Below are 21682 nucleotides of genomic sequence, written 5' to 3'. Positions count from 1 at the left end.
CAGGGACTTTTCCCCGTAGCCATTGACCCCAGGAGGGATCGTGGATTTCAATTTCAGCCGCGTCGTTCCGGCAAAGGGCCTTTGCAAAGGCGATAAGCTCGCCTTCAGAGATCAAACCGCTGTCAAAAACAAGACCGCGATCCGTTTGGTTTTCGACTTTAGGTTCCAATTCGACGCCCGCGGGAAAGGGTACAATGATGAATTGGTCCATCGGTTTTGATATTTGGGCTACCGCAGCACTCCCTACCAAACCAATAACAAACGAAAAATTGGCCCGCCGACGCCAAGCAGTGCCTGACCCAATGTGGGTCAGGCGCTGCCCTGTGTTGATATGCCGAGCGGTAGGCATTTAGCCGATCGCTTTGAGCACAGCTTCGCCAAGACCGGCGGGGCTGTCAGCAACAACGATGCCAGCTTCTTTCATCGCGGCGATCTTGTCGTCCGCGCCACCTTTGCCACCGGCAACAATCGCACCGGCGTGGCCCATGCGGCGGCCGGGAGGGGCCGTGCGACCAGCGATAAAGCCAGCAGTTGGCTTCCAGCGGCCTTTCTTACGCTCGTTTGCCAAGAACTCAGCAGCTTCTTCTTCTGCGGATCCACCGATTTCACCAATCATGATGATCGACTGTGTCTCATCGTCAGACAGGAACATGTCGAGGATATCGATGTGTTCTGTGCCTTTGATGGGGTCACCGCCGATGCCCACCGCTGTGGACTGGCCCAGACCAATGTCGGCTGTCTGTTTGACGGCCTCATATGTCAGGGTGCCGGAGCGGGACACAACGCCCACGGAGCCACGCTTGTGGATGTGGCCGGGCATGATGCCGATTTTGCAGGCATCTGGCGTGATCACACCTGGGCAGTTAGGACCGATCAGGCGGGACGCGGACCCTTGCAGGGCGCGCTCAACCTTCATCATGTCCAGCACAGGGATGCCTTCGGTGATGCAGATGATCAGTTCCATTTCCGCATCAATCGCTTCGAGGATCGAGTCCGCAGCAAAAGGCGGCGGCACATAGATCACGGAGGCGTTGGCTTCGGTCACTGCCTTGGCTTCGTGAACGGAGTTGAAGACCGGAAGGCCGAGGTGGTCGATGCCACCTTTGCCCGGGGTCACGCCGCCGACCATTTTGGTGCCATAAGCAATGGCTTGTTCAGAGTGGAAGGTGCCCTGAGAGCCGGTGAAGCCCTGACAGATGACCTTGGTGTTTTCGTCTACGAGGATTGCCATTTGGCGTTCTCCCAAAATTTGAGGTCTCGGACTAACGAGAAACCTTGTGTTCCAGTGTCAGGTAAAGCGCGCCTACTGGTCCCTTGTCGGAAATGAAATAAAAGAGTTCTAGTTGCAACTTGCGACCTTCACTCTCAAATTCCGCCCGCTTCCCTTCGATAAAGCGCTCAGGCGCATCATCAAATTTTGCGGGACCAACATATGTAGGCGATTGCCCGTTTCCTGCTACTTTCTTTAAGCGATTAAACTTCTTAACAACGTCGCGCGCGGTGAGGTCTTTGGAGACGACATAGCAAGTAAAGCTGCCCTCAGTTCGGGAGCTTTTTAATGTGTATGTCGGCGTGCCTTTCAACCCCATAGTAGCGCCGTTGGCATCGTAGTGCGCAAACACATTACTTGCGTAAGACGCCGCCACCGCACCATCGTCCGCATTCGATCCGCTGCCGATAGACAGCACAGGCTCAGACAAGCAAGCTCGTTCAAAGATCTCTGCAGCCCGGTTGGCCAATCCATTCGCTTGTGCGACTGAAGGAGCCAATAGCAAGGATAGAATTGCGACGGTTGTTTTCATTAGCCTTTTACCGCTTTCACGATCTTCTCGGCGCCGTCAGAGAGGTTATCCGCCGCGATCACATCAAGACCGGAGGTGTTGATGATCTCTTTGCCGGCTTCCACGTTGGTGCCTTCGAGGCGCACAACCAGCGGAACCTGCAGGCCAACCTCTTTCACAGCGGCCACAACGCCCTCTGCGATCACGTCACAGCGCATGATGCCGCCGAAGATGTTCACGAGGATGCCTTTGACGTTTGGATCAGAGGTGATGATCTTGAACGCTTCGGTCACTTTCTCTTTGGTTGCGCCGCCGCCCACGTCGAGGAAGTTGGCAGGCTCAGCCCCGTAGAGTTTGATGATGTCCATAGTGGCCATTGCGAGACCCGCACCGTTCACCATGCAGCCGATTTCACCGTCCAGCGCGATGTAGTTGAGGTCATATTTGGAGGCCTCAAGCTCTTTGGAGTCTTCTTCGGTTTCGTCACGCAGCTCTGCAACAGCAGGCTGGCGGTACATGGCGTTGCCGTCAAAGGCGACTTTCGCGTCGAGCACTTTGAGATCGCCAGAACCTTCGAGCACGATCAGCGGGTTGATTTCCAGCATCTCCATGTCACGCTCGATAAAGGCTTGGTAGAGCTGACCCATTAGCTTCACACATTGCTTGACCTGTGTGCCTTCGAGGCCGAGGGAAAATGCGATGCGGCGGCCGTGGTAGGCTTGGTAGCCTGTGGCCGGATCAACGGAGAAAGACAGGATTTTCTCAGGTGTGGCTTCGGCCACTTCTTCGATGTCCATGCCGCCTTCGGTAGAGCAGACAAACGAAACGCGCGAGGTGGCGCGATCAACCAGCAGAGCGAGGTAGAGTTCGTTTTCGATGTCAGAGCCATCTTCGATGTAGATGCGGTTGACCTGTTTGCCCGCAGGGCCGGTCTGATGGGTCACCAGCGTGCGGCCCAGCATCTTTTTGGCTTCCTCTGCGGCTTCTTCCACCGAGAAGGCCAGGCGGACACCGCCTTTTTCGCCTGCGTCAGCTTCTTTGAAGGAGCCTTTGCCGCGTCCACCAGCGTGGATCTGAGCTTTCACAACCCAAAGCGGGCCGTCCAGTTCACCAGCTGCGGATTTGGCGTCTTCTGCTTTGAGAACGGCGCGGCCTTCGGACACCGGGGCGCCGTAGGAGCGAAGCAGGGCTTTCGCCTGATATTCGTGGATGTTCATGGAACTGTCCCATCTTGCTACGATTGAGGCAGTTCTGACACAGGAAATTGCGTTGGATAAGTAAATTCGACGAGATTGGTGGATTTTTTGTTATTTGTGATCACAGTCGGAAAAAGTGTGATCACAAATTGCCAAATGATTAAGGCAGAACAGCTTACGTTAGCGGAAACGCCAGTATAGCAAGGGAATGTGCGCTGAGTCGGGCCGTGACTATGCGCAAGCTCTGCCGGCCGGGTTTTCTGTTCCTCCCGCCCGGCACTGCTGCATGAGAGTTTAGTCAGCTTGTATCACAAAGGCATGTTCGATCAGACCAAATGCGTTGGGAAACTGAATATGGCGTAGTCCGTATGCTTTTCCGTCAATCCGGGTCTCGGTTGTCCCATTGACGTGAGATATGCCCAGAGTGCCAAACAGGGCCTGACGGGCCTGATCTGCGGTTACACTGTCTTGGGTGATTGCGGTCACCGCGCATTCATAAGTGTAAGTTGAGGCGATATTCACCTGTACCGAGTTGCCACCAGCTGGGCTGATATCGGTGCTTGATGCAAATATTTGATCCGGCGCAAGGCGTTCGACGTCCAGCCCCTGTTGTTTTGCCGCTGCTGCAATGGCGTCAATGTCGGGGGTATGTCGCCAGCATGTGTTCTGGAACAGGGCAACTGCGCCGCTCAGATCGGTATTGGTTGTTGCGCCCGGCGCGACGGATTCGATCAGGTCAGATGTATCAACGCCAATCGCTTCGAGATCTTGGGCAATCCCCTGAGAGTTTGCCATCATGAGGCCGGGTGTTGCATATCCAGAATTGGGGCCAGGCGTGTAGGGCAATTGAGCTTGCGGGCCAGTGCGAATGATCGGGTCGGTCGCACCGCATGATATAAGGGCAACAAAGGGAAGGGCGCAGAAAAGGAAGCGGTGGGATATGGTCATCGATATGTCCGGGCAAAAATTTAGCGTCGCACATTTTCTGTCGGATCAGATATCAAATTGCAACCGATGAGTGTTTTGCCTCTAAGAAACAAATGCGCTTGTTGTCGGTGTGCAAAGAAAAAGACCCGTGACGTTGCACGGGCCTTTTCAAAATGTGTTATCAGCTGGACGACTTAGGCCAGTGAGCTGTCGATGCCTTTGCAGGCGTCCACGAGGCCTTTCACGGCGTTTACAGACACATCGAACATTTCCTGCTCTTCTTTGTTGAGCTTGATGTTCACAACCTTCTCAACACCGCCGGCGCCGATCACAGTGGGCACACCCACGTACATGTCTTTCACGCCAAGGTCGCCGTCACAGTGTGCGGCACATGGCAGAACGCGTTTTTGATCTTTCAAAAAGGCCTCGGCCATTTCGATAGCAGAAGCCGCCGGTGCATAGAATGCGGAGCCGGTTTTCAGCAAGCCAACGATTTCAGCGCCGCCGTCACGGGTACGCTGAACCATAGCGTCCAGTTTCTCCTGCGTGGTCCAGCCCATGTCGATCAAATCAGGCAGGGGAATGCCGCCAACGGTGGAGTAGCGCACGGATGGCACCATAGTGTCGCCATGGCCGCCCAAAACAAACGCGGTCACGTCACGCATGGACACGTTGAATTCTTCGGCGAGGAAGTGACGGAAGCGTGCGCTGTCCAGAACACCCGCCATGCCGCAAACCATGTGGGTTGGCAGGCCGGAAAACTTCTGCAGAGCCCAAACCATCGCGTCCAGCGGGTTGGTGATGCAGATCACAAAGGCGTCTGGCGCGTTGTCGCGGATGCCTTCGCCAACAGATTTCATCACTTTGAGGTTGATGCCGAGCAGATCGTCACGGCTCATGCCAGGCTTACGTGCCACACCTGCAGTCACGATGCACACGTCCGCGCCGGCAATCGCAGCGTAGTCACTTGCTCCGGACATGGCTGCGTCGATTTTCTCGACTGGGCCGGATTCTGCGATGTCGAGCGCTTTGCCCTGTGGCAGGCCATCTGCGATGTCGAAAAGAACAACGTCACCAAGTTCTTTGATTGCAGCGAGGTGGGCGAGCGTGCCGCCGATGTTACCTGCGCCGATGAGGGCGATCTTAGGTCGTGCCATTGGATCAATCTCCGGTCCGGTTGAATATCGCCGGTGGCTTAAGTCTAAATTTGCTCTGACGCAAGTGTTTGGCTTTGAGGGTGGGCCAACTGACGCAGGCGCATGGAAGCGTGAACAATTAAGCAGCACAAAGGTTGTTCGGTAGTCGGTGCGCTTGATTTGCTTCAGTTCCTGTGGGTAGATGGGGCAACGGAACAGACATTTTCTAAGGATACTACGCAATGATTTCTGCAACGAAAACCCTGATGGCGCTGGCTTTGGTGGCGATGACCGTTTCCGCATGTGGCGGCGGCGGAAACAGCACAACCAATGTTCAAACCATAACTGTTGGCGAACAGCTTGCCTCTTTGGAGAAAGCGTATGCTGAAGGGCTTGTGACCGATAAAGAGTACAAACAGCAGCGTAAGAAAATTCTCGACGAAAGCTGATTGTGTCGGTCCGATGTGTCCGACCTTTGGGCGCATCGGACCCAAAACTGTCGATTCTGAATGACTGATTCTATCACCTTTTGGGTGTTGGCACCGCTTGCCGTGGTCTTTGCTGGGGTGTCTAAAGCCGGATTCGGCTCTGGCGCCGCCTTTGCAAGCGCAGCATTACTTGCGATCATTTTGCCACCTACGCAGGCCTTGGGTCTGATGCTTCCGCTGTTGATGTTGATCGACTTGGTCACCTTGCGTCCCTATTGGGGGCTTTGGAGTTGGCCGGAAGCGCGGATTTTGATTGTGGGCGGCGTGGGCGGCGTCATTGCTGGCGTGGTTCTTTTCAACGTGGCAAGTGACGATGCGCTTCGCTTTTTGATTGGCTCTGTATCGCTTGGGTTTGTGGCGTGGCAGCTATGGCCACGCAAAGGCTCTCAAAAGCCAATGCCGCTTAGAGCGGGTGTCATTGCGGGTGCGGTTGCAGGCTTCACAAGTTTTGTGAGCCACGCAGGTGGTCCACCTGCTGCGGTGTATCTGTTGTCTCGAGGGTTGTCCAAAACCGCCTTTCAGGCGACAACAGTTTTGGTGTTTTGGGCGCTTAATCTGGCAAAGTCAGTGCCTTACGCTATGATCGGCGTGTTCCAAGCGGACACACTGCGCATGGGCGCACTTTTGGCACCATTTGCGTTATTGGGAGCCTACTTAGGGATCAAGCTACATCACGCCGTTTCAGAAAGGGCTTTCTTTACAGTCACCTATGTTTTTCTGACAGTGACCGGCATGAAGTTGATTTTTGACGCGCTGTCCTGAAGGCTCTCCAATTTAGGCATCGTCACCTTTGGCGGGAAGTACTTCGGCCAGGGTTTCAAAAGCTTGGCCCGTAGCCATCAAGCACGTCGACCCATTGGGCATGGTAACTGTGATGGTCCAGCTGCCTGAATCCTCGGAGGCAAAGATCTCGACCACCGCGCCTTGGGTTCCAAGACCGAGAGCCTGACGGGACTCGCCGTATTTGTCGGCCAAGCGTTCGATCACAAGATCACGCGCCGCACAATTACGGAAGTTTTGCGCTTCGGCCAGCGTGGCGCCAAAAGCAAGGAAGGTCAGACCGGTGGTTAGGGTCAGAAGCGATTTCTTCATGTGGTTTCCTTTCAGGAAAATCTTGTCACGCCTGGGAGCTTTGCTCCGTTTGCGCGCCATATGTGTCCAGTTGCTTCGCCTCTTCTTGTTATATGTTGCCCGTTTTGGGCGTTCGTCGTTCCTCCCATAGGAAGCGATAGGGGAAACTGTGCGCCTCAGAGAGCAAAAAAATGGTTAACACGCCGCTCGAATTGTCCATTTTTAGGAAACAATCGTTGTTCTTTGACAATTTTTCTGCGCTGCGGCAAAATTGCTCTTGAATTTTTCTGAGAAAAATGCCCCATTCCACGCAATAAAATTACCGTCAGAGTGTGGAGAGACTCATGGATCAGCGCGCGCGACCTTATCGGTCGGTTCTATATATTCCCGGTTCCAAAGACCGGGCTTTGGAGAAAGCCCGCAGCTTGCCGGTGGATGCAGTGATATTTGATCTCGAAGATGCGGTCGCACCTGACGAGAAAGCGAACGCACGCACAACGCTTTGTGAGGCGTTGGCGCAAGGGGGCTATGGCAACCGCATGCGGATCGTGCGGATCAATGGGCTGGATACACAGTGGGGCGTGGCAGATGCAAAAGCGGCCGCAGAGATGGATTGTGATGCGGTGTTGCTTCCCAAAGTGGAATGCACAGATCAGCTGGACTCACTGGCGGCACTGATCGGGGAAAAGCCGATTTGGGCAATGATGGAGACGCCACGCGGCATGATGAACGCAGCCGCGATTGCGGCCTATCCGCAGCTCAGCGGATTTGTGATGGGTACGAATGATCTGGCCAAAGAGCTGCAGACGCGTTTCCGACCAGATCGCTTGCCGATGATGGCTGGGCTGGGACTGTGTTTGCTCGCAGCCAAGGCTGAGGGCATTGTTGTGGTCGATGGTGTATATAATGCGTTCAAGGATGCAGACGGGCTGAAAGTCGAATGTGACCAAGGCCGCGATATGGGGTTTGATGGCAAAACGCTGATTCATCCTGCGCAAGTGGATGTGGCAAACGCCGCCTTTGCGCCGTCAGAGGATGAAATCGACTTGGCGAACCGTCAGATTGCGGCGTTTGAGGCATGTGAAGCCAGCGGTCAGGGTGTGGCCGTGGTGGATGGGAAAATCGTGGAAAACCTGCATGTCTTGACCGCAAGAGAAATTTTGGCAAAGGCGGATGCAATTTCTGCCCTTGAAGGGTAACTCTGGTCCCACAACCAACTAATCCAGCGAGGAGCGAGATGACTTTATTGGTTTTGGGACTAGTCCTGTGGGCCGGGGCCCATTTTTTCAAGCGTGCAGCACCAAGCGTACGCGAGCCGATGGGAGACAAAGGCAAAGGCATCGTTGCGCTGGCTCTTGCAGTGTCCGTTGTACTGATGGTGATTGGGTATCGTTCGGCAGAAGTTAATGACGTGCTGTGGATCGCGCCAAGTTTTGCCTATCACGCCAACAATTTGATTGTGTTGATTGCGATCTTTTTGATGAGCCCGGCGCCGCGCAAAGGCAAATTGTTCAACAACCTACGCCATCCAATGTTGCTTGGGTTTGCGCTTTGGGCTGTGGCACACATTTGGGTCAATGGGGATGTGCCGTCGGTGATCCTGTTTGGAGGTCTTTTGGCTTGGGCTTTGGCGGAGATTGTTGTGATCAACAAAGCCGAAGGCCCTTGGGAACCAACCGAACGCGGGACCATCGCCAAAGACGGGATGTTTTTTGTTGCCTCCATCGTACTGATGGGCGTGATCGGTTTCATTCATGGGCTTGTTGGCCCAAGCCCATTTGGGGGGTAAGGTTATGAAACTATACCGATTTCTCTCCGAAGAAGACACATCTGCGTTCTGTCACAAAGTGACGGATGCGCTTAACAAGGGGTGGGAGCTTCATGGCTCTCCGACTCAGACGTTCTGTCAGGCAACTGGTGTTATGCGCTGTGGCCAGGCTGTCGTGAAAGAGGTGGAAGGCACCTATACCCCGGAGACAAAACTGGGAGAACACTAATGGCGAAAACCAATCCGGGCCGCTTTTTTGAAGACTACACGCTGGGTCAAATGATCGAGCATGCGGTACCACGCACTGTGGGGGCCGGTGAACGGGCGTTGTATCACGCGCTCTACCCGGCGCGTCATGCACTCTACTCCAGTGATGAATTTGCGCGTGCCTCTGGTTTGCCGCAAGCGCCTCTGGATGATCTGGCGGCGTTTCATGTGGTGTTTGGCAAAACGGTTCCGGATGTGTCGTTGAACGCGGTCGCAAACCTTGGCTATGCCGAGGGGCGTTGGCTAAAGCCTGTTTATGCCGGCGACACGTTGCGCGCCTGCTCTGAAGTTATTGGCCTAAAGCAGAATTCCAACGGGAAAACTGGTGTGGTTTATGTTCGTACAAGTGGCATGAACCAGCGCGATGAATTGGTGATGGAGTATGTGCGTTGGGTCATGGTGCGCAAACGCGATGCCGATGCACCCGCGCCGGTAGCCGTGGTGCCTGAATTGTCCAAAGTGATTGATCCCAGAGATTTGGCAATTCCAGAGGGTTTGGACTTCTCGACATATAGTTTTGCGCAGTCCGGCGAGGCGCATCGTTGGAGTGACTACCAGATCGGTGAGACCATAGACCACGTGGATGGTGTGACGTTGGAAGAAGCAGAACATATGATGGCGACACGGCTGTGGCAGAACACGGCGAAGGTGCATTTTGATGCCACCTTCCGGCCAGACGGACAAAGGTTGATATACGGTGGTCACATCATTTCATTGGCGCGCGCGTTGTCGTTTAACGGCCTTGCCAATGCGCAGATGATTGTTGGATTGAATGGTGGCGTTCATGCCAATCCGGCCTTTTCTGGTTTGACGGTTAAGGCTTGGTCTGAGGTGCTGGATAAAGCCGAAACCTCGGCGCCGGGTGTTGGCGCCATTCGTTTGCGCTTGGTGGCAACCAAAGGTGGGTCACCGTTTGAGTTGAAGGGGGATGACGGAAAGTATTTGTCCGATGTTCTACTTGATCTTGACTATTGGGCTCTAATGCCGGTGTGATGATCTCATGTTGAGATCATTTTTTACCGCCGCCACACTGACTTTGGCCTGCCCCGCGCAGGCAGAGTTGTCTTTTGAGCAAACTGACGATGAGACCATCGCTTTTGTGGAAAGTAACTTGCTTGGGATTTTTTATCATGAGCTAGGACATGCGCTGATCGACATTCTGGGCTTGCCGATCTTTGGGCAAGAAGAAGATGCTGCGGATGTGCTATCAATCTTTTTGATTGATGCGCTCTATGAAGAAGAGACGGCGGTTCGGTTGGCCTATGACGCGGCCTTTGGTTTTCTTGGGGAGGCAGAGGCCAATTCGGAGGTTGCTTATTGGGACGTACATGGGCCGGACTTGCAGAGGTATTACAACACTGTCTGTTTGTTTTACGGCGCAAACCCCGATGAGCGAGAAGATGTCGCCGAAGATTTGGGATTGCCTCAGGAGCGGGCAGATTATTGCCCGGAAGAGTATGACCAAGCTGCAGGCAGCTGGGGGTTGGCGCTTGATGAGATCGCCCACGACGCGGGAGGGCGGTCAATCGTGTCTGGGGATGTCGAAGTTGACACGGATGGGGCTGCCCTGACTGAAGAGGTGATACGGGCGGAGATTGAAGCGCTCAATTCTGAAATGCGGTTGCCGGAGGAACTGCTGGTCTCTGTTGTGGCCTGCGGCGAGGCCAATGCGTTTTATGACCCGCAACGGGTGGAAATTGTGATGTGCACCGAGTTCGCCGATGCGTTGGTTGGGATGGCTCCGAGCGACTGATTGACATGCCGAAGTTCGGGGATAGGCAGCTGTGATTTGACGTGCTACGAAAACGCGTCATGATTGAAAAATTCAGAAGAAAACTTAATCTAAAGTTGGGTGAGCACGTTTACCTGTCCGCACTGCGTGATGTGGCGCTGGGCGTTCCCGCGACAACCAAACCCGATGTGCGGTTGTTTGTGCTCAGTTTATTGGTTTTGTCTACTCCATTTGTGTGCCTTGGGGTGGGCTTGGCGTTGATTGCATTTGATTTCCCCAACGTGATCACAGGTGTCTTAGGGGGCACTTTTTGCGCGATGGCGTGGGTTTTACGACCACGTAAAGCGCAGCTACCAACCAAATGTCTGGACCGGTCAGATTTGCCGATTTTGGTCGAGCTTTTGGATCAGATTTCGGATCACATGGGCGCGCCGAAAGTTGACAAGATCAGCCTCACCGCTGAGTTCAACGCATTTGCCGGGATTGCGCAGGGTCAGCATATATTGGGGCTTGGGTCGTTTCTTTGGCTTGCCAGCAATGACACCCAAAAACTTGCGTTGCTTGCTCATGAAGTTGCGCATTTGGCCAATAAGGACGTCCAAAAGAACCAATGGGGGTACAAAGCACTTGCCGTTTTGGAGGGGCTTTTGGATTTGGCGGAGCCCCCCGTGGTATACTATGTCGATCTTGGAGTTTCGGCGCGTGAAAGCCAGGGTGTCATTGCGGATGGGATCAATGCGACCTTTCGGTTGGCCATTGAAGTGATGATGCTTGCGCTATTGAAACTGATGTATGTGAATTCTCAAAAGGCTGAATACCGTGCCGATGCGAACTCAGCAGCTGTGGCAGGTCGAGAGGCTGTTTTGCAACTGTTGGATCTGACAGTGTTTGTGGAACCGACAGAACGCCGCCGGGTTGCGCTTTGGCCACATAAAGACGAGGCAGGACTGGCTCTTTCACAGAGGTTTGCCGACACCGTTTTTGAGCTCTCAGCAGACGAAAGACGTAAAGTTCTAAGCAACCACGAAGAAGAAGTGCTTTCCGTGGACGCTACGCACCCTCCAACACGCTACCGTAAGGCGTTTGTCATGGGACTGCCGGACAGTTTGGCTGGAACAGGGCTGTCGTTTGGTAAGTGGGCGGCGTTGGAGGCGGAGTTGGCACCGCATTTTGAACGACTTGGTGATGATATGCGAGAGTACATTCGCGAGCGGTGACCCACGAAAACGTGACTCGTTCCCGGGCTGTAACTGGCTAGGGTTTGGCATGTTGAAAACCTCTCTTCTTCTTTCAGTGCCGATGATGGTCGTCGGAAAGATTGCCCGGGCCTGTGAGCTGGCCTTGCTGCTTGCTGTGGATGTTTCAGGCAGCATCGATGGGCGCGAATATCGGGTGCAAATGGAGGGGCTGGCAGCGGCTTTGCGGGATGGTATTGTCGTCGAAGCTCTGGTGGAACAAAGAGCGTCTGTTGCGCTGATGCAGTGGACTGGGGCCGGGCGACAACACGTCAGCATTCCGTGGACGTCGATAGAAGCGGCGCAGGATGCAGAATTCTTAGCCGCTCAAGTGGTGGCGCAGCCGCGCAGATGGAACCAATACTCCACAGCCATCGGGGATGCCTTGTTGGCGGCTGTGAAGCTTCTGGAAGACGGCCCCTTGTGCAAACGTATGGTTGTGGATGTCTCCGGGGACGGTGTGTCCAACGAAGGTCCGGATGTGCGCCAGGGCCGCCGAATGGTTGAGAAACTTGGGGCCACGATCAATGCCGTGGTGATCGAGACAAGTGATGACGACCTCACCGGATACTTTTGGGAGAATGTGATCACAGGGCCGGGTGCTTTTGTGATGACTGCCGCAGGGTTTGAAGACTACCCCGCTCGTATTCGGCAAAAACTGATACGCGAAGTTGCGGATCAGGTGGCGATATTGGATACGTCTCGCCCTTGAGAATATACCCCCATGTGAGCGCAAACAGTGCCTTGCCAACTATGATAGGAGGGTTTGGTCTTTCGGATGCTGCGAAAACGGGCATCCATTCCTGACAAAAATACTTGTGATACATTTTGTGATCACGAATAAAATCGCGTGATCACAAAAGCGAAAAAATCCTAAGTATTGCGCCAAAAAACCGCGGTATTTACGCTATCGTTAACGTGACAGCTCGAAAAAATGCGTTAGAAGAACTCAAGAGAACCTGAAAGGATTCAACATGGCTGACGTGAAAAGGGTAGAGCGCCCGCTTTCCCCGCATCTGACAATCTATCGTCCTCAGATGACTTCGGTGTCTTCAATCATGGTGCGCATCACAGGTATTGCGCTCATTCCAAGCATGGCCATCCTGGTTTGGTGGCTTTTGGCGGCGGCGACCTCTGAGGCATCATTTGCTTTCATTGACGGCTTGTTGCGCAGCTTCTTGGGAGGCATCTTCCTGCTCGCAGTGACTTGGGCTGGTTTCTACCACATGCTGGGACGCTTGCGTCACGTGCTCTGGGACTTTGGCTACTGCCTTGACGTTGATGTCGCGGAGAAACTTGGTCGTGGCATGTTTATTGGCGCCACTGTTCTTACCATTCTTGCTGCACTGATTGTGTAAGGAGTACAACATGACCTTTCTTACGGATCGTAAACGCGCTCAAGGCTTAGGTGCCTCAGGAACAGGCACACATCACCACTGGCAAATGATGGTTAGCTCGACCTTGCTCGGTGTTTTGGTGCCACTGTTTGTTATCACTTTTGGGCTGGGTCTTGGTGGTACATACGAAGAGGTGTTGGCCTACTTCAGCAAACCATTTCCTGCCATCATCACTGGCCTGACTTTGGTTGTGGGTGTCATTCATGTCATGCGCGAGGCGCTGGTGGCGATTGAGGACTACATGCATGGTACAGCTGGAAAGCTGACCGCCATTTTCGTTGGGGCATTTTGCTACACGACAATTGCTGCGGGCCTGTTTGCGCTCGTGAAACTCGCACTGTGATGTGGCGACAAGGATTAAACCAATGACAGCAGCATATGAATATGAAACCCACGAATATGACGTCGTCGTCGTAGGCGCAGGCGGTGCCGGTTTGCGCGCAACTTTGGGCATGGCGGAACAAGGGCTGCGCACAGCCTGTGTGACCAAAGTGTTCCCCACGCGCTCCCACACGGTGGCCGCACAGGGCGGAATCGCCGCCTCGTTGGCCAACATGGGTCCCGACAACTGGCAATGGCACATGTATGACACTGTCAAAGGCTCTGATTGGTTGGGTGACACGGATGCCATGGAATACCTTGCCCGTGAAGCGCCCAAGGCGGTTTATGAGCTTGACCACTACGGTGTGCCGTTCTCTCGTACAGAAGAGGGTAAGATCTATCAGCGTCCTTTCGGCGGTCACACAACAGAGTTTGGTGAAGGCCCGGCCGTGCAGCGGACATGTGCCGCCGCCGATCGGACTGGCCACGCAATCTTGCACACGCTGTACGGCCAATCGGTCAAAAACAACGCTGAGTTCTACATTGAGTATTTCGCCATCGACCTGCTGATGTCAGATGATGGAGAATGTCAGGGTGTGGTCTGCTGGAAGTTGGACGACGGCACCATGCATGTGTTCCGCGCCAAGATGGTGGTGCTGGCAACAGGTGGCTATGGCCGCGCCTACTTCTCCGCCACATCCGCCCATACATGTACAGGCGACGGCGGTGGCATGGTGATGCGGGCAGGCCTGCCGATGCAGGATCTCGAATTCGTTCAGTTCCACCCGACGGGCATTTACGGCTCTGGCTGTCTGATCACGGAAGGCGCGCGCGGTGAAGGTGGGTATCTGACCAACTCTGAAGGTGAGCGCTTTATGGAGCGTTATGCGCCTCAGTACAAAGACCTAGCGCCGCGTGACTATGTATCTCGGTCCATGACCATGGAGATCCGCGAAGGGCGTGGTGTGGGCGAAGAAGGTGATCATATTCACCTGAACCTAAGCCATCTGCCGTCTGAGGCTCTGGCGGAGCGCCTGCCTGGGATCTCAGAAAGCGCGAAAATCTTCGCGGGTGTAGATGTCACCAAGGAGCCCATTCCGGTGCTGCCAACGGTGCATTACAATATGGGGGGGATACCCACCAACTACTGGGGTGAAGTCTTGAACCCGACAGCCGAAAATCCGACTGGCGTAGTGCCGGGGTTGATGGCCGTTGGTGAAGCGGGTTGTGCCTCTGTGCATGGGGCCAATCGTTTGGGCTCCAACTCACTGATCGACCTTGTGGTCTTTGGCCGCGCCGCAGCCATTCGTGCTGGCAAGGTGGTAGATCGCGACGCACCTGTGCCAACACCACCTCAGGCCGAAATCGATAAGTGCTTTGAGCGCTTTGATGGTTTGCGCCATGCCAAAGGGGCGATCCCGACGGCGGAGTTGCGGTTGGAGATGCAGAAAACCATGCAGCGTGATGCCGCGGTGTTCCGGACAGCCAAGACCATGAAAGAAGGTGTTGAGGCCATGACCGAGATCGCTGGGAAAATGAACGATCTGAGCGTGACCGACACCTCTCTGGTGTGGAACAGCGATCTGATGGAGACGCTTGAGCTGACCAATCTGATGCCGTCTGCGATGTCGACCATCGTGTCTGCGGAAGCGCGCCAAGAAAGCCGCGGAGCCCATGCCCATGAGGACTATCCTGAGCGTGATGACAAAAATTGGCGTGAGCACACCGTAAGCCGAATTGATGAAACAGGCACCAAGGTTGCGTTGAGCTATCGCCCTGTGATTGTTGACCCGCTAACAAAACAGGAGGAAGGTGGAATCGAACTTAAAAAGATTGCACCAAAAGCGAGAACCTTCTGATGAAACTGACACCGGTTGCCCTTTGTTTGACGATTTTTTGTTTGCCAGGAACCGCCGCCATGGCGACCGAAGGCGTTGTTGTGGCAAACGGCAACAGCGCAGCTGTCTCCGCTACAGTGGTTGGGCAAGTTCAAAGGTGTATGGCCAAAACCCGCGCTCCGGGGAGCTATGGTGTCTTCTTAGATCGTTCCTTTCCAGTGGTTCAGGCCGAGATTGGCGGAACGTCTGTTGGGGTGCACAACGTAAACGACTGTTTGCAAGACCTTTACAACGTTCAATACAGTGTTGCGGGGCTTGATGTCGGATCAACTGCGCCAGTCCAGTCAACGCAAAAAGATGTAGCGGCCGCAGGCTGCCCGCGCCGTGCGGATGTGATGCATGGAGGCAGTCGATATTGTCGCTGAATTTGAGCGTATATGCGACGCCTCTGACTGACGGGAAAGGATCAAAATGACCTCCCGGCGTGTGATCGTGCATATCGGAGCCCAAAAGACCGGCTCCACGTCGCTGCATCGCTTCCTGAGCCGCAATCGGGATGCATTGGCGTCACGAATTGATGTTCGTGTGCCTGTGAAAGGATCTTTGACCCGCGAGGTGGGGCGCACTGCGACGCTCTATAGCATGCAGCCTGCGCGCCATAAGGACAGCCTAGTGGCGCTAATTCAGCAACTGAAGGCGGATTTGGTCGGTGGCGAGACGGTGTGCATCGTAAGCCATGAAAACATCGCGGGCGCGATGATGGGACGTGGGGACGTGCGCGAGCTGTTCCCATGCGTCCAGGAGATCATACACCTGTTTAACACGCACTTGGCCCCTATTGTGCCAGAATACGTGCTCTACACGCGCGAGATGGCGAGCTGGAAGCGTAGTGTGCACAATCAAGCGGTCAAGTCAGACGGTTACGTCGGCACGCTGGAGACGTTTTTGAAAGAAACGACTGATAGTCGGGACTGGCAAGATGTGCGGCAGTCACTTGAGGCAAGTGTGGGTGCACAGCGCGTGCGTGTGTTTGCTGTGGAAGATGAGACGACACCGGAGCGTCCTGGGCGCCAATTGTTGCGGTTTGCCGGGATGACAGATGCAGAGATTGATGCGCTTGAGCCTTTGGCTGGTCGCTCCAATCAAAGCCTCAATTCTGGTGCGTTAGAATTTATGCGTCAACTCAATGAGTTGGCTTTAGAACAGCCTGCCCGCAAGAAACTGGCAGAGTTGATCAAGGACAATCAATCGCTTTTTGCGGATGGCGTGACGCCACCGCGGGAAGCCTGAATAGGAACGAAGGTAGGCGCATTGCGCGCTCCCACGGATAGGAAGGAAAGACCATGGTCGAATTTGCCCTCCCCAAGAACAGCCGGATTGTAACTGGCAAGACCTGGCCCAAGCCAGAAGGGGCCACAAATGTGCGCAAGTTCCAGATCTATCGCTGGAACCCGGATGACGGAAAAAACCCGCAAGTCGACACGTATTTCCTCGACATGGACAAATGCGGCCCCATGGTTCTGGACGCGCTGATCAAGATCAAGAACGAAGTTGATCCGACGCTGACATTCCGGCGTTCGTGTCGCGAAGGAATTTGCGGTTCTTGCTCGATGAACATCGACGGGATTAACACATTGGCCTGTATATACGGGCTCGATGAGATCAAAGGGGATGTGAAAATCTATCCTCTGCCGCATATGTCGGTGGTGAAAGACCTGATTCCGGATCTGACGCATTTCTATGCGCAGCATGCATCCATTATGCCATGGCTTGAAACCAAGACCAACCGTCCGGCCAAAGAGTGGCGCCAGTCGATTGATGATCGCAAAAAACTCGATGGTTTGTATGAGTGTGTGATGTGCGCCTCCTGTTCCACATCTTGCCCAAGCTATTGGTGGAACGGCGAAAAGTATCTCGGACCAGCAGCGCTATTGCACGCGTATCGCTGGATTATCGACAGTCGTGATGAGGCCACAGGTGAGCGTTTGAATGAGCTTGAAGACTCTTTCAAACTCTATCGCTGTCACACCATTATGAACTGTGCCAAGACCTGTCCGAAAGGGCTGAACCCGGCGAAGGCTATCGCGGAAATCAAACAGATGCTGGTCGAACGCCAAGTTTGATTTCTAACCAGAAAAACAACAAAAAGCCCCGCTTGTGCGGGGCTTTTTGTTGCGCGAGCCGCGGATGGAGCCCTGCGTCAAGAGCATGACGTCTTTGCATTTCTGTGTGTTTTCTCCGGTGACTGCCGACCCTAGGTTATTGGACAAGGAGGAGGTGTGACGCCGATTGGAGACCAACAATGTCTGCCTCAAACACCAACCAAACCGAAGATTTCGCTGTGCGTGCATTGGAGCTACTGAAGCAATCCTACGCCTACTATATGCAACCTTTACGCTCCGTTCCGCATTCGAAAGACAGCGAAAGCTACTACGAGTACGTCAAAGCGGCATAAGCTCTTTTCTTAGGTGAACTGCGCAAGCGCCCCCTCTTCGGGGCGCTTTTTGCATTCGGTGCTGACGCAAGGTTGGGCTTTGTTAAATCGGGCCACCTCGCTAACCTTTTGGCAAAGGGGAGGAGATGTCATGACCGATGTGATTGTTGTGGGCAGCGGCTTAGCAGGGCTGGTGGCGGCACAAGAAGCGGCAAGTCGCGGCAAGCAGGTTCTGTTGCTGGATCAAGAGGGTGAACAGAGCCTTGGCGGGCAGGCGTACTGGAGTCTTGGCGGATTGTTCATGGTGAACACACCCGAACAGCGTCGGATGGGAATCAAGGACACCCACGCTCTGGCGAGCAGTGACTGGATGGGTTCAGCACAGTTTGATCGACCTGAAGACAGCAATCCACGCAAAGTTGCAGAGGCTTATCTCGAGTTTGCCGCTGGTGAGATGCGCCCTTGGCTCCACAGTATTGGCATGCGGTGGTTTCCTGTTGTTGGCTGGGCAGAACGCGGAGGCGAGATGGCACATGGTCACGGGAATTCAGTGCCACGTTTCCACGTAGCTTGGGGGACTGGGCCTGGGGTCGTTGCTCCATTTGAACGGCTTGTACGTCAATATGCCGATGCCGGAACAATCACTTTTGGCTTTCGCCATAAAGTCACCGATCTGCTTGTCCAAGCAGGTGTTGTAGTGGGCGTTAGCGGAGACATCCTTGCGGATGACAACGCCAGCCGAGGCAAATCGACCAATAGAGAGATTCTAGGCCAGTTTGAACACCGCGCGCAGGCAGTCATCATCACAACTGGCGGCATCGGTGGAGACCACGAGATGGTGCGCCGGTTTTGGCCCACAGACCGTTTGGGTAAGGCGCCCAAACGCATGGTGGCGGGGGTGCCGGACTACGTTGACGGGCAGATGCAACGTGTGGCTGAAGGGGCTGGAGCAGGTGTCATCAATGGAGATCGCATGTGGCACTACACCGAAGGCTTGGCCAATTGGGCTCCGATCTGGCCCAACCACGGTATTCGCATTTTACCCGGGCCGTCATCAATGTGGTTTGACGCTCTTGGCGTACGGATGGAAGCACCTTACCTGCCTGGTTTTGATAGCCTGGGAACACTCAAGCGTATCTTGTCGACCGGACATGAGCACAGTTGGTTCATTCTGACGCAGAAGATCATCGAAAAGGAATTTGCATTATCAGGCTCGGAACAGAATCCTGACCTGACATCCGGCAAATGGCTGGAGGTGCTCAAAGGACGGCTGATGTCTAAGGGTGCACCGGCGCCGGTGGAGGCGTTTAAGCAACATGGTGAAGACTTTGTGGTTGCTGACAGTTTAGAGATGCTCGTTGATGGAATGAACCAGCTTGCACCAGATGTCCCTGTAAAATTTGAGAGAATTCGCGATCAGATCGCGGCAAGGGACGCGCAAATCGACAATGAGTATTGCAAAGATGCACAGGTGACAGCGATCCGGGGCGCGCGGCAATATAAAGGGGATCGGTTGATCCGCACAGCTAAGCCGCATCGGATATTGGACGTAGAGAATGGGCCCTTGATTGCGGTACGATTGAATATTCTCACACGTAAGTCTCTGGGGGGGCTGCATACTGACGTCACTGGGCAAGTGTTGCGGTCGGATTGTCAGCCGTTTGAAGGTCTGTTTGCAGCGGGAGAAGTTGCGGGGTTTGGCGGCGGTGGCTACCATGGCTACAACGCCTTGGAGGGCACGTTCTTGGGGGGCTGCATTTTTTCCGGGCGCGCAGTGGGACGGGTGGTCTAACCGAGATACGAGATTGGTCGAATCCATGCTACCCTCCTGATATTGTCATGAGTATTGGGAGGAAATCCGATGCGGGCCATTGCCGCTTTACTAGTATTTATTCTGTGTTCTCCAGTGTTTGCAGGGGACACACCTGCGCCTGACGGCGCGAAAGTCTACTTCATCAACCTCAGTGATGGCGACTCAGTTACGTCGCCATTTGTGGTACAATTTGGGCTGTCCGGCATGGGTGTTGCACCTGCTGGGACAGAGAAAGACAACACCGGACATCATCATATTTTCATTGACCGGCCACCGCTTGGCGAGGGAGCAGAGGATGCGGATTTGCTGGAAAATGGGGTGTTCACCGATGACAACCATCGCCACTTTGGCGGGGGGCAAACTGAGGTGATGCTGGACCTACCTTCAGGTACGCACACTCTGCAGTTGGTGCTGGGAGATCAATTCCATGTGCCGCATAACCCACCAGTGGCCTCAGACGTGATCACCATCACCGTGGAGTGATTGGGCTAACGTCTTTTCAGCATTGCCAAATATGGTTGGTTGGGGGCAGGATCACAGGCATGACTGATATGCCATTGCCCCCATCCGACGCCCATGACCGCCGCGCAATTGCCCCGGTGATCTGCTATCCTAACCACACACTTCCAGTGCCGCCGATGTCGCTCTATGAGGCGGCGCGGGTAGATGCTGTCAAGATCGACGAAGTGTTGATCCCGGCGCGGGATGCGCGCTGTTTTGAGGTGCCCGCTGGGCATTTCTTTCGCATCACATCAGTTGAAGGTCCCCAAGTTGGCGACCTGAACCTTTGGAACCTAAAAGATCTAAACGAGAGATTTTATTCCGGAAAAACAAGAGCTTTGCACGGAACCCACATCACCGCCGGAGAGCGGATGTGGTCAAGTTTCCCGACGCTGCGCCCGATGGCAACGTTAACCACGGATACGCTCGGCTGGTATGGTATCGATGTCTACGGAGGCTCGGTGCATGACGTGATCGGCACGCGATGTGACCCCTATACAGGCAACTTGCTGAAGGGGGATCACTATCACTACTGCTGTCATTCCAATCTGACCCGTGCTTTGGCAGATCACACGGGTCTTTCAGTGCATGAAGCAGAACCCTATGTGCATGATGTGCTTAATGTTTTCATGTGTACCGGGTTTACGCGCGACACCGGTCAGTATTTTATGAAAGCCAGCCCCGTGCGCCCTGGGGACTATCTTGAAGCGTTTGCTGAGATCGACCTTTTGGGGGCGCTGAGTGCCTGTCCGGGTGGGGATTGCTCCTCGGAGCACAGCTCAAGTACTGCCGCTTGCCATCCACTTTTGGTGGAAGTTTTTGCGCCCCAACCAAGCGCACTAGACGGCTGGTCCTCACCAGATGTCAACGGCTATGATCGCAGCCATGGGCGTCAGGATTAACCCTTTTTTGCTGCATCGGTATTGCGTCTGTATCGCGATGGTTTTGCGGCGGTGCGCCTGTTTTGCCTATTTAGGCCGTTAACGTGTCTTATTGGCGCAAAGCACCGCGCCACGAGTTCTGCCTGATTTGGAGTACCAAGCGCCCTCCCAAGAGGGCGCTTGACTGGTCACGCATCCAGTTCTGCGTCCCAGTATAGGTAATCCATCCAGCTTTCATGCAGGAAATTTGGCGGGAATTTGCGTCCGACATTGCGCAGCTCTTCTGATCCCGGTTGACGGGGAGGCTTGCGCAGGCTCATGCCAATCTGACGCAGGCTCTTGGAGCCTTTCTTCAGGTTGCAAGGTGAACAGGCTGCCACAACGTTCTGCCAGCTTGTCACCCCGCCTGCCGCGCGCGGCACCACATGGTCAAAAGTCAGGTCACCTTTTGCGCCGCAATACTGACAGCAGAATTCGTCCCTCAGAAATAAATTAAAGCGCGTGAAGGCCACGCGCTTTTGCAATTTTACATAGTCTTTGAGAACAACCACGGAGGGTATCCGTATTTCGGTCGAGGGACTTCGGACCACATGGTCGTATTCTGCGACAATATCAACTCGGTCCATATAGGCGGCCTTTATGGCATCTTGCCAAGGCCAAAGAGAGAGTGGGTAGTAGGACAAGGGGCGGTAGTCAGCGTTCAATACGAGGGCAGGGTGATGTTTCAACCCGCCGGGGTGTCGTGTGAATTCCGTCCTGAAATCGCCGTCCATCTGGGCTCTCCCTGTGCGTGCTGGAATCTGATCAGCACCTTGCTTATCCCTACTATATCTCGTGTCTGAGTTCTGACAAGCCTCAGGATATACGTAGGTGTCACCGATCATGATGCAGGTGCA

General features: G+C 54.4%; 26 protein-coding genes. 19 read left to right on the top strand and 7 right to left on the bottom strand.

Features of this window, described 5'->3' with window-relative positions:
* Nucleotides 1-349: 349 nt before the first annotated feature.
* The 5 genes from sucD to mdh all read right to left on the bottom strand — a co-directional run bounded on the left by sucD (nt 350) and on the right by mdh (nt 5061).
* Complete coding sequence (sucD, locus tag ABWV47_RS19550; protein ID WP_353314991.1) at nt 350-1231, bottom strand: succinate--CoA ligase subunit alpha; 882 nt, start codon at nt 1229-1231, stop codon at nt 350-352.
* 31 nt (nt 1232-1262) lie between these two features.
* Nucleotides 1263-1802, bottom strand: a complete 540-nt coding sequence (locus ABWV47_RS19545) for a hypothetical protein (RefSeq protein WP_353314989.1) — start codon at nt 1800-1802, stop codon at nt 1263-1265.
* Nucleotides 1802-2998, bottom strand: a complete 1197-nt coding sequence (gene sucC / locus ABWV47_RS19540) for an ADP-forming succinate--CoA ligase subunit beta (RefSeq protein WP_353314988.1) — start codon at nt 2996-2998, stop codon at nt 1802-1804. The genes ABWV47_RS19545 and sucC overlap by 1 nt, the downstream gene beginning before the upstream one ends.
* Before the next feature lie 273 nt (nt 2999-3271).
* Nucleotides 3272-3925 (bottom strand): hypothetical protein, encoded by a 654-nt coding sequence (locus ABWV47_RS19535; RefSeq protein WP_353314987.1) that lies wholly within the window; start codon nt 3923-3925, stop codon nt 3272-3274.
* A 173-nt stretch (nt 3926-4098) separates the two neighbouring features.
* Nucleotides 4099-5061 carry a malate dehydrogenase gene (gene mdh, locus ABWV47_RS19530; protein ID WP_353314985.1) on the bottom strand — a complete coding sequence of 321 codons (963 nt, stop codon included), beginning with the start codon at nt 5059-5061 and terminating at the stop codon, nt 4099-4101.
* A 221-nt stretch (nt 5062-5282) separates the two neighbouring features.
* Between mdh and ABWV47_RS19525 the strand changes: the two genes are divergently transcribed.
* Together ABWV47_RS19525 and ABWV47_RS19520 are read left to right on the top strand one after the other, a co-directional pair.
* Complete coding sequence (locus ABWV47_RS19525) at nt 5283-5489, top strand: hypothetical protein (RefSeq protein ID WP_353314983.1); 207 nt, start codon at nt 5283-5285, stop codon at nt 5487-5489.
* A 60-nt stretch (nt 5490-5549) separates the two neighbouring features.
* Complete coding sequence (locus ABWV47_RS19520; protein WP_353314982.1) at nt 5550-6290, top strand: sulfite exporter TauE/SafE family protein; 741 nt, start codon at nt 5550-5552, stop codon at nt 6288-6290.
* 12 nt (nt 6291-6302) lie between these two features.
* Here ABWV47_RS19520 and ABWV47_RS19515 read toward each other — a convergent pair whose 3' ends face one another.
* A complete protein-coding gene (locus tag ABWV47_RS19515) occupies nt 6303-6620 on the bottom strand; it encodes a hypothetical protein (protein WP_353314981.1) in 318 nt (105 codons plus the stop codon).
* Between the two features lie 323 nt (nt 6621-6943).
* On the opposite strand from ABWV47_RS19515, the gene ABWV47_RS19510 reads away from it, so the two are divergent.
* From ABWV47_RS19510 to ABWV47_RS19430, 17 genes are all read left to right on the top strand, one after another.
* Complete coding sequence (locus ABWV47_RS19510; RefSeq protein WP_353314979.1) at nt 6944-7798, top strand: HpcH/HpaI aldolase/citrate lyase family protein; 855 nt, start codon at nt 6944-6946, stop codon at nt 7796-7798.
* A 38-nt stretch (nt 7799-7836) separates the two neighbouring features.
* Nucleotides 7837-8388: an NnrU family protein gene (locus ABWV47_RS19505; protein WP_353314978.1), complete on the top strand. Its 552-nt coding sequence runs from the start codon at nt 7837-7839 to the stop codon at nt 8386-8388.
* A gap of 4 nt (nt 8389-8392) precedes the next feature.
* Nucleotides 8393-8596 carry a DUF1737 domain-containing protein gene (locus tag ABWV47_RS19500; protein WP_209061465.1) on the top strand — a complete coding sequence of 68 codons (204 nt, stop codon included), beginning with the start codon at nt 8393-8395 and terminating at the stop codon, nt 8594-8596.
* A complete protein-coding gene (locus ABWV47_RS19495; protein WP_353314976.1) occupies nt 8596-9627 on the top strand; it encodes a MaoC family dehydratase in 1032 nt (343 codons plus the stop codon). The genes ABWV47_RS19500 and ABWV47_RS19495 overlap by 1 nt, the downstream gene beginning before the upstream one ends.
* A gap of 7 nt (nt 9628-9634) precedes the next feature.
* Nucleotides 9635-10387 (top strand): DUF4344 domain-containing metallopeptidase, encoded by a 753-nt coding sequence (locus tag ABWV47_RS19490; RefSeq protein ID WP_353314974.1) that lies wholly within the window; start codon nt 9635-9637, stop codon nt 10385-10387.
* Nucleotides 10388-10482: 95 nt separating this feature from the next.
* On the top strand, nt 10483-11583 hold the full coding sequence (locus tag ABWV47_RS19485) for a M48 family metallopeptidase (RefSeq protein ID WP_353314972.1): 1101 nt from the start codon (nt 10483-10485) through the stop codon (nt 11581-11583).
* Between the two features lie 49 nt (nt 11584-11632).
* Nucleotides 11633-12313: a DUF1194 domain-containing protein gene (locus tag ABWV47_RS19480; protein WP_353314970.1), complete on the top strand. Its 681-nt coding sequence runs from the start codon at nt 11633-11635 to the stop codon at nt 12311-12313.
* Between the two features lie 262 nt (nt 12314-12575).
* Nucleotides 12576-12959: a succinate dehydrogenase, cytochrome b556 subunit gene (gene sdhC, locus ABWV47_RS19475; RefSeq protein WP_353314968.1), complete on the top strand. Its 384-nt coding sequence runs from the start codon at nt 12576-12578 to the stop codon at nt 12957-12959.
* Between the two features lie 10 nt (nt 12960-12969).
* Nucleotides 12970-13341: a succinate dehydrogenase, hydrophobic membrane anchor protein gene (gene sdhD, locus ABWV47_RS19470; protein WP_353314967.1), complete on the top strand. Its 372-nt coding sequence runs from the start codon at nt 12970-12972 to the stop codon at nt 13339-13341.
* A gap of 22 nt (nt 13342-13363) precedes the next feature.
* Nucleotides 13364-15178 carry a succinate dehydrogenase flavoprotein subunit gene (sdhA, locus tag ABWV47_RS19465; RefSeq protein ID WP_353314966.1) on the top strand — a complete coding sequence of 605 codons (1815 nt, stop codon included), beginning with the start codon at nt 13364-13366 and terminating at the stop codon, nt 15176-15178.
* Between the two features lie 59 nt (nt 15179-15237).
* The gene (locus ABWV47_RS19460; protein ID WP_353314964.1) at nt 15238-15582 is read left to right on the top strand and encodes a hypothetical protein; all 345 of its coding nucleotides are present in this window, start codon (nt 15238-15240) and stop codon (nt 15580-15582) included.
* A 46-nt stretch (nt 15583-15628) separates the two neighbouring features.
* Nucleotides 15629-16447: a hypothetical protein gene (locus ABWV47_RS19455; RefSeq protein WP_353314962.1), complete on the top strand. Its 819-nt coding sequence runs from the start codon at nt 15629-15631 to the stop codon at nt 16445-16447.
* Nucleotides 16448-16500: 53 nt separating this feature from the next.
* Nucleotides 16501-17280, top strand: a complete 780-nt coding sequence (locus tag ABWV47_RS19450; RefSeq protein ID WP_353314960.1) for a succinate dehydrogenase iron-sulfur subunit — start codon at nt 16501-16503, stop codon at nt 17278-17280.
* Between the two features lie 179 nt (nt 17281-17459).
* Nucleotides 17460-17612 carry a hypothetical protein gene (locus ABWV47_RS19445; RefSeq protein ID WP_353314958.1) on the top strand — a complete coding sequence of 51 codons (153 nt, stop codon included), beginning with the start codon at nt 17460-17462 and terminating at the stop codon, nt 17610-17612.
* 130 nt (nt 17613-17742) lie between these two features.
* Nucleotides 17743-19383 (top strand): FAD-binding dehydrogenase, encoded by a 1641-nt coding sequence (locus ABWV47_RS19440; RefSeq protein WP_353314956.1) that lies wholly within the window; start codon nt 17743-17745, stop codon nt 19381-19383.
* A 69-nt stretch (nt 19384-19452) separates the two neighbouring features.
* A complete protein-coding gene (locus tag ABWV47_RS19435) occupies nt 19453-19887 on the top strand; it encodes a DUF4399 domain-containing protein (RefSeq protein WP_353314954.1) in 435 nt (144 codons plus the stop codon).
* Nucleotides 19888-19955: 68 nt separating this feature from the next.
* Nucleotides 19956-20807: an urea carboxylase-associated family protein gene (locus tag ABWV47_RS19430; protein ID WP_422064759.1), complete on the top strand. Its 852-nt coding sequence runs from the start codon at nt 19956-19958 to the stop codon at nt 20805-20807.
* Between the two features lie 167 nt (nt 20808-20974).
* Here the strand turns inward: ABWV47_RS19430 and ABWV47_RS19425 are convergent, their stop codons facing one another.
* Complete coding sequence (locus ABWV47_RS19425) at nt 20975-21559, bottom strand: HNH endonuclease (RefSeq protein ID WP_353314950.1); 585 nt, start codon at nt 21557-21559, stop codon at nt 20975-20977.
* Between the last annotated feature and the right edge of the window lie 123 nt (nt 21560-21682).

Source organism: Shimia sp. NS0008-38b, from assembly GCF_040370365.1.
Lineage (GTDB): Bacteria > Pseudomonadota > Alphaproteobacteria > Rhodobacterales > Rhodobacteraceae > Shimia.
This window is presented reverse-complemented; position numbering and strand designations above follow the sequence as displayed.